The organism is Macrococcus animalis, assembly GCF_047425875.1.
Classification (GTDB): Bacteria; Bacillota; Bacilli; order Staphylococcales; family Staphylococcaceae; genus Macrococcoides; species Macrococcoides animalis.
Window position 1 is genome coordinate 70,261 of the sequence record NZ_CP179727.1, and the last position, 12,727, is coordinate 82,987.

The following is a 12,727-nucleotide window of genomic DNA, read 5'->3' on the forward strand; positions in this document are numbered from 1 at the left end:
ACCGACATTATTTGTGTTGTATATAATTAATTACAATTACCAGGCGTACTGTTGGCTACTGCAGCACCTGTTTCACCAGATAACTGGTCGCCACCTGTTGATGCAATAATTTCATCTGTTACGGTTTGACTAATCGCATGTGACACAATTTGAAGTAACGTATTAACCTCTCCTTGTGCTTCTTTAAATTGATCTACAATCGGCATTTCATCTAATTCCGCTTCAACATTTGCAATTTTCTCTTCTACCATCCCTAAAGCTTTTTCTTTACCATAATTTTGGAAGTTCACAGCTTGTTTTTGAAGAGATTTTAAAGAAGCCATTTTTTCTCTTACATTCTGATTTTCATGAATTTGTGCTTCTGCACGCTTGAAGAATTCAACCGCTTCAGTTTCCGACATCATTTTACCTAGTTCTTTAGCTTTTGCAATAATTTCATCGTTTGTATACATTAAATTTCCACCCCAACTGGTTCTAATATTTCAATCAATTCTCCGTTTAATGAGTAACGCATTGTTTCAGTAATTCGCACTTTAACTAATTTTCCAATTGCGTCTTCAGGTCCAGGGAAGTTAACTAACTTACTTTTATCTGTATATCCTGCTAGTATTGCTTCATTTTTCTTAGATGGACCTTCACAAAGTACAATCACTTCTTGATCTTGATATTTCTTTAATGCACTTTCAGTATGATGTTCTACGACTTTATTTAAACGACGTAAACGGTCTTTTTTATCCTCAGTAGATACATTATCTATCATCTTCGCTGCTGGAGTACCTTCACGAGGTGAATATAAATAAGTATACGCATGTTCAAAACCAACGCGTTCATATAAATCAATTGTATCTAAGAATTGTTCTTCTGTCTCGTTAGGATATCCGACAATAATATCTGTTGTTAAAGCAACATTAGGAATTGCTGCTTTAATCTTATCCACAAGCTCTAAATAGCTTTCACGCGTATATTTACGTCCCATGATTTTTAATACGTCGTTATTACCACTTTGAACTGGTAAATGAATATGCGGTACAATATTGCCACCTTGCGCAAGCACTTCGATTAAACGGTCATCAAAGTCCCAAGGATGACTTGTCATGAAGCGTACACGTGGTATATCAATCTTTTGGATATCAGCCATTAAATCACCTAAACCATAGTTTAAGCCATCTATATCTTTACCATAAGCATTAACGTTTTGACCTAATAGACAAATCTCTTTGTATCCTCGACGTGCTAAATCACGTACTTCAGCAATTATCTCTTCAGGTAAACGACTGCGTTCTTTACCACGCGTAAATGGCACAATACAGTATGTACAGAATTTATCGCAGCCATACATAATATTAACCCATGCTTTCGTTTCACCCATACGTACTTTTGGAAGGTTTTCAATAACGTCACCTTCTTTAGACCATACTTCAACAACCATCGCTTTTGACATATAAGCTTCATCTAAAATTGCAGGTAAACGGTGAATGTTATGCGTACCAAATATCATATCTACATTTTGGTAAGACTTCATAATCTTATTCACTACAGATTCTTCTTGTGACATGCAACCACAAACCCCAATTAATACTTCAGGTTTTGCAAGTTTGATATGTTTTAAGTTACCGATTTCTCCGAACACTTTATTTTCAGCATTTTCACGAATCGCACATGTATTCAGTAAGATAACATCCGCTTCGTTAACATCATTAGTTGCTTCATATTCTAATGCTTCAAAGATACCTGCCATTACTTCAGTATCATGTTCGTTCATTTGACAACCGTATGTACGAATAAAGAACTTACGTCCACGACCTAAACCTTTATATTTTTCATCAATAGTAAATGCATGATGCTCAACCGTTTCTTTACCACGTTTTTTTGCATCTTTTAAACTAGGTGGTTGATATACTTTTTCGAAATATTTACTGTAATCTTTCTCGGGTGCATTTTTTCCACGCACTTGAGAAGCATCTAATCTACTTTCTTCATTCATTTCATACTAACCCCATTTTCAACTTAATCATTCCTATAGTATAACTTTTTAAACATGCTTTTTCAAAGTATTTTTACTTTACAGTAAAATATTTTGTTTATGGAAATTTATAGAATATAATGAAAACAATAGACAAAAGGAGTGAAATATATGGAACGTTCAGAAGGCTGTGTAAAATGTGGCACGAAAGAGACAACTGTTAAGAATGTATCGATGGCAGGTTCAGGTTTATCTAAAATATTCGATATCGAGCACAATAACTTTGTTGCAATTTCTTGTAACAACTGTGGATTCACTGAATTTTATAAGGATAAAGGAAACAGTACAAGTAATATCATTGACTTATTTTTCAGTTAAAAAAAGCGCCGAAGCGCTTTTTTATTTATAAATGAAAAAGAAATATTTAATCATTCCTATAGATTAATTGTGAAGAGATACAAATGATGAAACCAATGGCTGTAACGATATATGGCAATTGATATAAATAGAAATACCAATAAGGATTATCGCCTAAATTTAGATTCATATTGAAATCATTCATCACCAATAAATGGTGAAAACCAAATGCGAATAATAATAATGCTCCGCCAAAGCTTGCAAGTATGACGTACCAAAATGTATTTTTAATACCGATAATTAGCATTAATCCATTCATGATTAAGCTAATTCCAAACATCAAGAACAAACCATTTATTTTATAGAAATCATCATTGATTGAATAAAATATTACTGCGAATATTATTAGTATTAAATGTGGCACTATAACGAGTGTAAAATTAGCTAACCTTAACTCACGTTTAGTAAAAGGCAAACTGTCATACCATTTAGTTGTTTTATATTTTCTAAGTTGTTCGTACTTATGCGAAAGCAGGAAAAATATACTAACCATTGTGAACATGAAAAACGTGTCTGAGAAGTTGAATGTAAACTTATTTTGATCAAACTTTGTTGGTAAATCTTGACCAATGATAATCTTCATCACAATCGTAAATAAGAATAATCCTAATATGATCAATGGATAATTTCTCATAATGCGGTAATCTAATGCTAAAATTTTCTTCATATTAATCACTCCATAAAAGATGTTTTGAGTGTGCATGTTTTTCAATATAAACTTTTGAACAAATTGAAAAGATTAAAACAGAAACAAGCACAATTACAGGTAACCAAGTAAAATAGAATAAGGTTGTATCTATCATTCCTCTATCGTATAAATTTTGAATTGGCATATATCCAAATAGAAAGAAGATAAACGTACCCATGAAAATAATCAGACTAATTTTTTGATTAAATCTTGTATTCTTATATTTCTGAATCATAATTAAAATAGAAGTGAATATAGAAATGCTAATCATATACATTAGAGGCAACATCATAAATATTCTATCTGTACCTACTAAAAATGCAGACCATAAAATATAAGCGCATAGATTAGATAACAAAATGATGATTAAATCAGTCGTAATGATTACATTTGTTGAAGATGGTAATGTAAAAATAAACTCACCTATTTTGCGTTGATCTGTTGTAATTAAATAACCATAATAAATTGTTATTAAGTAAACGAAAGCAATAATTAAAAATGTTTGAGCAAAGCCATCACTCGGTACAAATTGATGTATTAAAATTAATGCTAAAGTAATTGTTGAAAATAAGATAATATAATCGACTTGCGATTTAATTATTAAATAAATAAGTTTAATTTGGTTATACACTGTGTCATATCCTTTCTAAAAATATGAAAATATATTCATATCCTCCATAATAAATCTTTCGAGTGTGACCTATTAATCGTCTTTTGTATTATAATTTTAACTAGTATGCAGTATAAACAACTTCAGCTGATTGATCATGGTGCATGCGCTCCCTTTTCTTAAAATACATGAGCTCATCGATATTCACCTTACGAATTGATACTTCATTTCCGAACAATTCATCCATCGCTTGTGCATCTTTCGTTAACGCAGTAAAACTCTCTTCAAAATACTCCGTACCAATCAATAATGATTTAATTTCATCATCTATAATATACGCTGGTCCTCGAACAATTTTATATTCATCTAATATCAAATCTTTTTCATCCATCATAATCATTTTTCCTTTTTCAATGTAGCAAATATAATCAGCAATGGATTCTAAATCAGATGTGATATGTGTTGAAAACAGAATCGTCATTTCTTCATCTAACATTAAATCTTGGAATATCTTTAACAGTTCAACCCTGAACGTCGGATCTAAATTAGACGTTGGTTCGTCTAATACTAATAACTTCGCATGATGACTAAGCGCTGTCGCTAAACTTAGCTTCACTTTCATCCCTTGAGAGAGATGTTTAATCTTTGTCTTTGTCGGTACTTCAAAGCGTTCTAAATAGTTATAATATGCTTTACTATCCCATTTTTCAAAGTACATCTTCATAATGGTCTCAAGTTTCTTCGCATTCATCCAATCCGGGAAGTGGTTCTCACTAAATACAATCCCTATCTCAGAAAGTATCCCTGCTCTATCTTCTAAATACGTTTGATCAAAGACTCTTATTTCTCCATCATCAGGTGTTGTTAGATTGAGTAATTGATAAATCAAAGTCGTTTTACCAGCACCATTCTCACCAATGAGTCCTGTAATATAACCTTTAGGGATTTGTAAATTTGGAATATCGAGTACAAATTTAGTCTGCTTAAACTTTAAATTGTTTACTTCTATTACATTTGGCTGCATTTTTATTCCTCCCATAAATCTTGAGTAAGTTCAACGAAATCTTGTTTTTCTAAATTAAGTTGCTTTGCAAGTTGTATCGACGAAAGTATGAGTGACTCTAATTCTTTATTCGATTGTTCCTCAATCATTGCAATATTGCCTTGCGAAACAAATGTGCCTTTACCAGGAATCGTATAAAGATAACCTAAATCTTCTAAATCTTTGTAAGCGCGTTTCGTTGTTATTACACTAATACCTAACATTTTAGCTAGTGCTCGCATAGACATTAGTGACTCACCTTCTTTTAATTCCTTCGCCATAATTAATCGAATAATTTCTGACTTTAATTGCTCATAAATCGGTAAATCACTTTTTGGATCAAAATAAATATTCAATTCATCACCTTCTTCTTTGTTATACTGTATATATACAATATACACAGTATATACGATTTTGTAAAGTAGAATTTATAAAGTCCTCGTAAACAAATGTTTACGAGGACTATAGATCCACGGCTTAAACTTGAGCAGTGTACTTTCTTATATTATTCTGCACGGTTTGACCTTAAACTGTGCGTACGCACTAATCTAATAACTCATTTTCTTCATCTGAATTTAGCATGTCGAAATATACACCACGCGCAGCAATCAATTCACTTTGTTTTCCCGCTTCAATTACCTCACCTTGACTTAACACAACAATCTTATCAGCTTTCTTCACCGTGTTTAATCGGTGTGCAATTATAATACTTGTTCTACCATGCATCAATTTTTCAATGGCTTCTTGTAATTTCATTTCAGTCACTGTATCGATATTACTTGTCGCTTCATCTAATAAGAGAATCTTCGGATCTAGAACTAAAGCTCGAGAGATATTTATCAATTGCTTTTCTCCTTGTGATAGATGTGTTGATTCAAACGATATTTCAGTATCAAATCCCTTTTCAAGACGCATAATAAAATCATATGCATTCGCATCTTTTGCAGCTTGTATCATCACTTCATCACTAATTTCTTGATTCTTATATTTGATATTTTCTCTTATGGTTCCATCAAATATAAACGGATCTTGTAATACATAAGCCATTTGATTTCGAAGTGTTGATTTCGGTATATCTTTAATATCAATACCATCTATTGTGATATTACCACCTTGAATTTCATAAAATCTTGCTAGCAACTGGATAATCGTCGTTTTACCAGCACCAGTCGCTCCAACCAATGCAAGTGACTCGCCTTTATTCACTTGAAATGATACATTGTTTATCGTCGGTTTTGATTGTGTATCGTTATATTTAAAGACCACATTTTGAAGTGCTATATCACCTTTAATTTCAAGTTGACGATTATGATTATCCACATCTATCTCTTTTTCGGTATCAATAATTTCAAACACACGTTCAGCCCCACTCAATGCACTTAATACGGTATTGAACTGGTTAGCTAAATCATTAAGTGGTCTTGTAAATTGACGTGCATACTCAGCAAAAATTACAATCGTTCCAACAGTGATACCATAGCCTTTCAATGCAAGGATACCACCGATTCCAGCTACAACTGCAAAAGATATATTGTTAAATAAGTTCATTACTTTTGGTATAAAACCTGAATACGTCACGGACCAAAAGCTATGATCACGAACGTTTTTATTCTTCTCACTAAATCCTTGTATTACTTCTTGTTCTTGAGAAAATACTTTAACGACGACTTGTCCAGATACGATTTCCTCAATATATCCGTTCATTTCACCAATTGCTTTTTGTCGACGTTTATAGAGCGGTCCAGTTCTTCTTGTAATCCACTGCATTGCGATAAACATCAGTGGAATAATAATCATCGTAAGTAACGTAAGTAATGGCGATAACATTAGCATTACAATGATAGTTCCCACGATGGTTATAATAGACGATGTAAACTGAATAAATGATGAATTTAGCACTTGTGATATTGTATCAATATCATTTGTCATACGACTCATGAGTTCCCCGTGCTGACGTTTATCAAAGAATGGAATCGGTAATTTCTGCATATGCGAGAATAGATTCATTCTCAATTTGTAAACCGTCTCTTGCGCAATGGTTACCATAATAATAGCGGCAATATATGATGTTAATGACAACATAATAAAAATAAATAATAATAGCCATAAATCTTCAGTTAAACCATTAAACTTTTTAGGAATAATTTTTTCATCTATAATTTTACCGATCATATAAGGACCTAACAATCCTAATAAGGAAGATATGATGACACAAACGATTACAATGAATAACTTCAAGTGTGCATCATCCATCAGTTCCCAAATTCGTAGCATCGAATACTTCCAATTCTTTGTTTTTGGTAACGGATTACCGCGCTGATCAGTTTTCTGTTTATTTTTCTTTAGATCTTCTTTCTTTAGTATAAATTCATGTCCAAGAATCGATTTAGACACCGTTCTCACCTCTTTCTTGTGAGGCATTGATTTGTCGATAAAGTTCAGATGTCTCTAGTAGTTTTGCATGATTACCAAGACCGACAACTTTACCTTGATCTAGTAATAAGATATGATCTGCTGTCTTAGCTGTTTCTATTTTTTGAGTGACAATAATACGTGTCATCGGCAGTTTTTGTAACGTATTAAACAATTTTGATTCTGTATGTATATCTAAAGCTGACGTTGAATCATCAAGTATCAATATGTTAGGCTCTCTGATAATGGCACGTGCAATTGCAATCCGCTGTTTTTGGCCACCCGATAAATTAACCCCTTCTTGCCCAACTCGTGTATGATAATCCTCATCGAAATCCATTATGCTGTCATGTATTTGAGCGATTTCTGTAGCTCTCATGACTTCACTTTCTGTTGCAAGTTGATTACCGAAAATTATATTATCAAATACAGTTCCCGTGAATAATGTATTTTTTTGTGGCACATAACCAATCATCTCTCTTAAATAACTTTCTTGATATTCTTTGACATCTTTACCGTCAATTAATATTTGTCCTTTTGTTGGTTCATACATCCTTGGAATTAAGCTCAGCATCGCTGACTTGCCTGAACCTGTAGCACCCATTATCACAAATTTTTCACCCGAATTAATTTTGAAGTTAATGTTTTCTAAAACGTTGCGATGTGATAAAGGATATTTGAAATCTACATTAATAAATTCAATACTTGCACCACCTGAATGCGGCTTTGTATCAGTTTCAGATAAATGTTCATCAATCGGAGTCTGTAATACCTCACTCATACGATCACTACTCGCCTTTGCTCTAGAGAAAGCGATAATAATAAAAGCAAACATTGAGAAACCACCTTGCATTCTTAAAGCATAATTAATGACCGCAACAAGTGCACCCACATTGATTACTTTACTTGTTACCTCTTTAGCACCTACGTAAATAACGACGAGTAAGGCAATGTTCATAATAATTAATAAAAATGGTAATATACGTTCCATTAATTTTAATGCTTTAATCGTATCGTTTTTAAGTAAAGTTGATGTTGTTTCGAATTTATCTGTTTCATAATCCCCACTTAAATTGGCACGAACCATTCGAACAGAAGATAAGTTTTGTTGTATTGTTCTGTTCACCCCGTCGAGTTCTTTTTGTACACGTTTAAATAACTTCATGCCACTTCTTGCTGATATGTATAAAAAAATAAAAATAATAGGACTTCCCATAAGCAAGTATATTGCTAAATCCGGTGCAACCATAAAACTCATGATAATACTGCCAATTACAAGTAATGGTGCACGCAGCATAATGCGTAAACTCATAAATAGTACCATTTCGCAAGCAATCACGTCACTAGTAAGACGTGTAATAATACTTGATGTACTAAATTTTTCTAAAGTTGCAAGTGAAAACTTTTGAATATGGTTAAATAATGCTTCACGTAAATCAAATGAAAAACTATGACACACATGACTTGCGACAAATGAATTTATTATACCGCAAATAAAAGCAACAATACTCATCACAATCAATATACCTAAATAATACAAAGTTCGATTTAAATCATTATTAATAATGCCCTCATTTATTATATTTGAGAGAATGACTGGTAAACTCAGTTCTACTGCTAATTCTAATAACATTAGTAATAATGCAAATACGATATACCCCGTATAAGGTTTTGTAAATTTTAAAATCACATGCCCACCCTCTTTCTATTAATATTATTATGCCATTAATTATTTTAATTAAAAATAAATATACTTACCCTTTTGAAACTTCTTGTTACTAGCGTATAATGAAAAGGAAAACATTAGAATTGGAGATTATGAATATGTCTATACTTACGCAATTGATGGATTTTATCTTACATATTGACGAGCATCTTGTGAATATTGTAAAAGATTATGGAGGTTTAACATACGGAATTTTATTTACAATTATTTTTGTAGAAACCGGTCTTGTTATTATGCCATTCTTACCAGGTGATTCAATGTTATTTGCAGCTGGGGCTTTAGCACCTCAAGGTGCATTAAACATTTGGTTATTATTTATCTTATTAGCAGTTGCCGCTATTATCGGTGATACATTAAACTATCATATTGGGAAATGGGTTGGTTACGGGATAGTAAATCACCCTAGAATTGGACGTTTAATCAAACAAGATCATATGCTAAAAGCAGAAAATTTCTTTAATACATATGGCGGAAAAACTATTGTAATCGCACGCTTTATGCCATTTATAAGAACATTTATTCCGTTCGTTGCGGGAGCAAGTTCAATGAAATACAGCTACTTTATTCTCTATAATATTATTGGAGCCATCGCCTGGGTGGGAATCTGTTTAGCAGGTGGGTACTTCTTCGGAAACATTCCAATAGTGAAAGAAAACTTTGAAATTGTGCTTATATTAATCATATTAATATCAGTATTACCAGCAGTCATCAGTGTCATTAAAAACTTACGTAATAAATAAGGAGATTATTTAGGTACTAACACAGCAAATTATAAAGTGAATAGATAATAAAAAGGTGAGATCATTGATCTCACCTTTTTATTATCTTAATTGTTCAAAGAGCTTCGCTTTTAAATTTAATTTATCAGTTTCACCTTGGAGTATTTTTGTATCATAAATATGCGTTAATGTAGCAGGTTTCCCATTTAATACAATAATTCTATCTGACATCGTGATTGCCTCTTCTATACTATGTGTTATCATCAATACAGTTTTACCTGTCTCTTTTATTAATCCTTTTAACCAAGCTTGCATATCCACTCGTGTAATCTCGTCTAACGCAGAGAAAGGTTCATCAAGTAATAGCACTTGGTGCTCAGTATTTAGTGCACGTAAGAATGATACGCGTTGCTTCATCCCACCAGATAAACTGTTTGGATATTGGTTTTTAATTACCGTAAAACCAGCACGTTCAAGTAACGCTGCACTTTGATCAATTGTTTTTACTTTCCCTATTTCAGTAGCGAGTTGAATATTCTCTTCAACCGTACGCCACGGCATTAAAGAGCTTGTTTGTGGCATAAAAGAAACATGACCCGTCGTATGAATAACTTCTCCGTTTATCAGCACTTCTCCACTTGTTTGTTTTAATAAACCACCAACAATATTAATCAACGTAGACTTTCCAGAACCACTCGGTCCTAAAATGGCGATTATTTCATTTTGTTCTACTGTTAAATTGATATCAGATAAGACTTTTTTATCACCAAATTGATGATGAATATGGTGTAGTTCTAATATGTTATTCATGATTCCACCTCAAGACGAAGCATTTAATGCCTTCAATGATAGCGTAGATAATTAAAGCGAACATAATTATCCAAACGATAGCTACAAAGACTTGATCCACTTGGAAGGCGCGTTGCGCAAGAATCATAAACTTCCCTAATCCTTTGTCACTACCTAACCATTCAGAAATAATCGCACCCATTACTGAATAAGTCCCAGCAATTTTTAATCCATTAAACAAAAATGGCATACTATTTGGCCATTCAAGTTTCGTAAAAAGCTCTATGCGTGATGCGCCCATCATTTGCATGTATTTCTTTAAATCCTTATCTGTTTCATTAAAACCTTCTAGTAAACTCACCGTGATTGGAAAGAAACAGACTAACGTTATCACAATTAATTTTGGCAGTAAACCAAATCCAAACCATATAACCAGTAAGGGTGCAATGACGATTACTGGTATGTTTTGACTCATAATAAGTAACGGATAAATATAATCATTTAGTGCAGGTATCAAGTTTAAAATGACAGCAAATAATATACCAAATATTATAGAACAAACAAGTCCCAATAGTACCAATTGAATCGTCGGTATCAAATGCGGATAATATTCTGGAAAATCAACAAAAAATGATTTAATAATCGCACTTGGTGCAGGTAATGTGTATGGATCTACCTTTAAAAAATACACACAAGCTTCCCAAATGAGTAATAAAGAAATTAAAAATCCTGAAAACTTTAATACTTTCATCATCGATATTTCGCGACCAATGCATCCATAGATACCGATTCAGCATGATAGAATTTCACTTGAGAAATGATGGATTCACAGCCTAAGGCACGCATGCGATGGTTCATTTGTTCGATTAATGGTAATAATTCATGCATATCTCCTTCAATACTTGTTTCAAGTGGTGAAACGACAAATTTTAATCCAGATTGCTCGATGACTTCTATCGCTGCATCCACATAAGGAATGACATCTCTACCCTCTGGTGTTTTTGGAATAATTTGAATGCTCATAATTGTATTCGTCATTATTTACCCTCCACAAATTCATTTGTAAATGCATCTTTTGCTACGAAATTTTTTTTAATAATTTTATTGTCTTTTAAATATTTCGCGTAATCTTCCCAAACTTTTTCATCTTGAATACCCCAAGATTTTGCATCATCTTGATATTTCGGTGATAAATATTTTTGTGATTTATAGACTAAATCTTTTTGTTTTTTTAATTCAGGTGCTGATTTAATTAAAATATCTGCACTTTCTTTTTCATTTTTTATTGCATATTCATAACCTTCTTTTACAGCTGCCATAAACGCTTTTGCTGTTTCAGGATTTGATTTTAAATATTTTTCATTGGCAATAATAATTGGCGTATAATAATCTAAGTTTTTATCATAATCAATTAAATATTGCATGTTGACATCAATGTTTCGTGTTTCCGCTTCGATTCCTGTCCAACCATAATATACCCATGCAAAATCAATATTTTTCTTAGAGGCAGAAAAGAAATCCGTACTACCCATATTGACGATTTTTGTTTTATTCACATCTGCTTTTTCTTTTTTCATTAAAGTTTCAATAAATGCTTTTTCTATTGGAGCACCCCAGCCACCGTAAGTTTTACCTTCGTAATCTTTGGGTGATTTGATGTTTTTATCTTTTATACTCATAAAACCGCTCGTATTATGCTGTATGATTGCACCAATGGATTTAATTGGAACACCTTCCGTACGCGATTGTGTCACTTGTTCTTGTGCACTGATGCCAAATTGTACGTCCTTTTTGTTTGCCGCAATCATTTGATCTGCATTCACATCACCTGGTATTTTAATTTCTACCTCTAAACCATGTTTCTTAAAGAAACCTTTCTCTTTTGCTACATATAGCCCTGTATGATTTGTGTTCGGTGTCCAGTCTAACATCATTGTTATTTCTTCTAATTTTTTATCTTTTGTTTTAGATGCACTTTCATTTGTCTCATTTTTCGCATCATTCCCACAACCCGCTAACAATACCGCAACACTCATACCCACTAATATACTTTTCTTCATTTCCATTTCCTCCAAATAAAAAAACACAACCTAAACAAAGTAAAGTTGTGTCAAAACGCGACACTTCCCTACGCTAGTTTTACCTAGATCAGGTGAATAAGGGTTTAGGACCAACGTCCAATCTCAGAGTAACTCCCCTAGTGTTTTTTAGTTATTTTATTTTCTTTTATAAGTATAACAAACAATTAGGAGATATAAAATCATTAAAGTAATTTCCTATAATAATTTCCCAATTGATAGCTAAATATTTTTGAGTAAATTTTTAATTTAATATAGTGATTTATTTCAAAAAACGCTATTA

The 12,727-nt window shown here is 32.5% G+C and carries 14 protein-coding genes and 1 riboswitch; of the genes, 2 read left to right on the plus strand and 12 right to left on the minus strand.

The genetic code is table 11. From position 1 onward, the window contains the following. Positions 1 to 26: 26 nt before the first annotated feature. Together ACMGE9_RS00350 and miaB are read right to left on the minus strand one after the other, a co-directional pair. Positions 27 to 452, minus strand: coding sequence for a RicAFT regulatory complex protein RicA family protein (locus ACMGE9_RS00350; RefSeq protein WP_414043276.1), 426 nt, complete (start codon positions 450 to 452; stop codon positions 27 to 29). Further along, on the minus strand, positions 452 to 1,984 hold the full coding sequence (gene miaB / locus ACMGE9_RS00355; protein WP_414043277.1) for a tRNA (N6-isopentenyl adenosine(37)-C2)-methylthiotransferase MiaB: 1,533 nt from the start codon (positions 1,982 to 1,984) through the stop codon (positions 452 to 454). Before miaB ends, ACMGE9_RS00350 begins: the two co-directional genes overlap by 1 nt. Positions 1,985 to 2,134: 150 nt before the next feature. Between miaB and ACMGE9_RS00360 the strand changes: the two genes are divergently transcribed. Next, entirely contained in the window at positions 2,135 to 2,341 is a 207-nt protein-coding gene (locus ACMGE9_RS00360) for a zinc ribbon domain-containing protein (protein ID WP_414043278.1), read from the plus strand. Positions 2,342 to 2,387: 46 nt separating this feature from the next. On the opposite strand, the gene ACMGE9_RS00365 is transcribed toward ACMGE9_RS00360, so the two are convergent. The 6 genes from ACMGE9_RS00365 to ACMGE9_RS00390 all read right to left on the minus strand — a co-directional run bounded on the left by ACMGE9_RS00365 (position 2,388) and on the right by ACMGE9_RS00390 (position 8,822). Further along, a complete protein-coding gene (locus tag ACMGE9_RS00365; protein WP_414043279.1) occupies positions 2,388 to 3,047 on the minus strand; it encodes a hypothetical protein in 660 nt (219 codons plus the stop codon). A 1-nt stretch (position 3,048) separates the two neighbouring features. After that, positions 3,049 to 3,699 carry a hypothetical protein gene (locus ACMGE9_RS00370; protein ID WP_414043280.1) on the minus strand — a complete coding sequence of 217 codons (651 nt, stop codon included), beginning with the start codon at positions 3,697 to 3,699 and terminating at the stop codon, positions 3,049 to 3,051. A gap of 100 nt (positions 3,700 to 3,799) precedes the next feature. Next, positions 3,800 to 4,702 (minus strand): ABC transporter ATP-binding protein, encoded by a 903-nt coding sequence (locus ACMGE9_RS00375; RefSeq protein ID WP_414043281.1) that lies wholly within the window; start codon positions 4,700 to 4,702, stop codon positions 3,800 to 3,802. 2 nt (positions 4,703 to 4,704) lie between these two features. Continuing rightward, a complete protein-coding gene (locus ACMGE9_RS00380; RefSeq protein ID WP_414043282.1) occupies positions 4,705 to 5,076 on the minus strand; it encodes a GntR family transcriptional regulator in 372 nt (123 codons plus the stop codon). Between the two features lie 187 nt (positions 5,077 to 5,263). Further along, positions 5,264 to 7,141 carry an ABC transporter ATP-binding protein gene (locus ACMGE9_RS00385; protein WP_414043283.1) on the minus strand — a complete coding sequence of 626 codons (1,878 nt, stop codon included), beginning with the start codon at positions 7,139 to 7,141 and terminating at the stop codon, positions 5,264 to 5,266. Continuing rightward, complete coding sequence (locus ACMGE9_RS00390; RefSeq protein ID WP_414043284.1) at positions 7,107 to 8,822, minus strand: ABC transporter ATP-binding protein; 1,716 nt, start codon at positions 8,820 to 8,822, stop codon at positions 7,107 to 7,109. The genes ACMGE9_RS00385 and ACMGE9_RS00390 overlap by 35 nt, the downstream gene beginning before the upstream one ends. Positions 8,823 to 8,956: 134 nt before the next feature. On the opposite strand from ACMGE9_RS00390, the gene ACMGE9_RS00395 reads away from it, so the two are divergent. After that, positions 8,957 to 9,598, plus strand: coding sequence for a VTT domain-containing protein (locus ACMGE9_RS00395; RefSeq protein ID WP_414043285.1), 642 nt, complete (start codon positions 8,957 to 8,959; stop codon positions 9,596 to 9,598). Between the two features lie 81 nt (positions 9,599 to 9,679). Here the strand turns inward: ACMGE9_RS00395 and ACMGE9_RS00400 are convergent, their stop codons facing one another. The 4 genes from ACMGE9_RS00400 to ACMGE9_RS00415 are packed head-to-tail and all read right to left on the minus strand — an operon-like array spanning position 9,680 to position 12,426. After that, a complete protein-coding gene (locus ACMGE9_RS00400) occupies positions 9,680 to 10,387 on the minus strand; it encodes an ABC transporter ATP-binding protein (protein ID WP_414043286.1) in 708 nt (235 codons plus the stop codon). Then, complete coding sequence (locus ACMGE9_RS00405) at positions 10,380 to 11,120, minus strand: ABC transporter permease (protein ID WP_414043287.1); 741 nt, start codon at positions 11,118 to 11,120, stop codon at positions 10,380 to 10,382. The genes ACMGE9_RS00400 and ACMGE9_RS00405 overlap by 8 nt, the downstream gene beginning before the upstream one ends. After that, positions 11,117 to 11,404: an MTH1187 family thiamine-binding protein gene (locus ACMGE9_RS00410; protein WP_414043288.1), complete on the minus strand. Its 288-nt coding sequence runs from the start codon at positions 11,402 to 11,404 to the stop codon at positions 11,117 to 11,119. The genes ACMGE9_RS00405 and ACMGE9_RS00410 overlap by 4 nt, the downstream gene beginning before the upstream one ends. Beyond that, entirely contained in the window at positions 11,404 to 12,426 is a 1,023-nt protein-coding gene (locus ACMGE9_RS00415; protein ID WP_414043289.1) for an ABC transporter substrate-binding protein, read from the minus strand. The genes ACMGE9_RS00410 and ACMGE9_RS00415 overlap by 1 nt, the downstream gene beginning before the upstream one ends. Positions 12,427 to 12,474: 48 nt before the next feature. Next, a riboswitch (TPP riboswitch) is annotated at positions 12,475 to 12,575 on the minus strand. Between the last annotated feature and the right edge of the window lie 152 nt (positions 12,576 to 12,727).

Coding starts and splice junctions, on each gene's coding strand:
- ACMGE9_RS00375 (WP_414043281.1), bottom strand. CDS start 4,702: ATGCAGCCAAATGTAATAGAAGTAAACAATTTAAAGTTTAAGCAGACT.
- ACMGE9_RS00360 (WP_414043278.1), top strand. CDS start 2,135: ATGGAACGTTCAGAAGGCTGTGTAAAATGTGGCACGAAAGAGACAACT.
- ACMGE9_RS00365 (WP_414043279.1), bottom strand. CDS start 3,047: ATGAAGAAAATTTTAGCATTAGATTACCGCATTATGAGAAATTATCCA.
- ACMGE9_RS00395 (WP_414043285.1), top strand. CDS start 8,957: ATGTCTATACTTACGCAATTGATGGATTTTATCTTACATATTGACGAG.
- ACMGE9_RS00405 (WP_414043287.1), bottom strand. CDS start 11,120: ATGATGAAAGTATTAAAGTTTTCAGGATTTTTAATTTCTTTATTACTC.
- ACMGE9_RS00410 (WP_414043288.1), bottom strand. CDS start 11,404: ATGACGAATACAATTATGAGCATTCAAATTATTCCAAAAACACCAGAG.
- ACMGE9_RS00415 (WP_414043289.1), bottom strand. CDS start 12,426: ATGAAGAAAAGTATATTAGTGGGTATGAGTGTTGCGGTATTGTTAGCG.
- ACMGE9_RS00400 (WP_414043286.1), bottom strand. CDS start 10,387: ATGAATAACATATTAGAACTACACCATATTCATCATCAATTTGGTGAT.
- ACMGE9_RS00385 (WP_414043283.1), bottom strand. CDS start 7,141: ATGCCTCACAAGAAAGAGGTGAGAACGGTGTCTAAATCGATTCTTGGA.
- ACMGE9_RS00350 (WP_414043276.1), bottom strand. CDS start 452: ATGTATACAAACGATGAAATTATTGCAAAAGCTAAAGAACTAGGTAAA.
- miaB (WP_414043277.1), bottom strand. CDS start 1,984: ATGAATGAAGAAAGTAGATTAGATGCTTCTCAAGTGCGTGGAAAAAAT.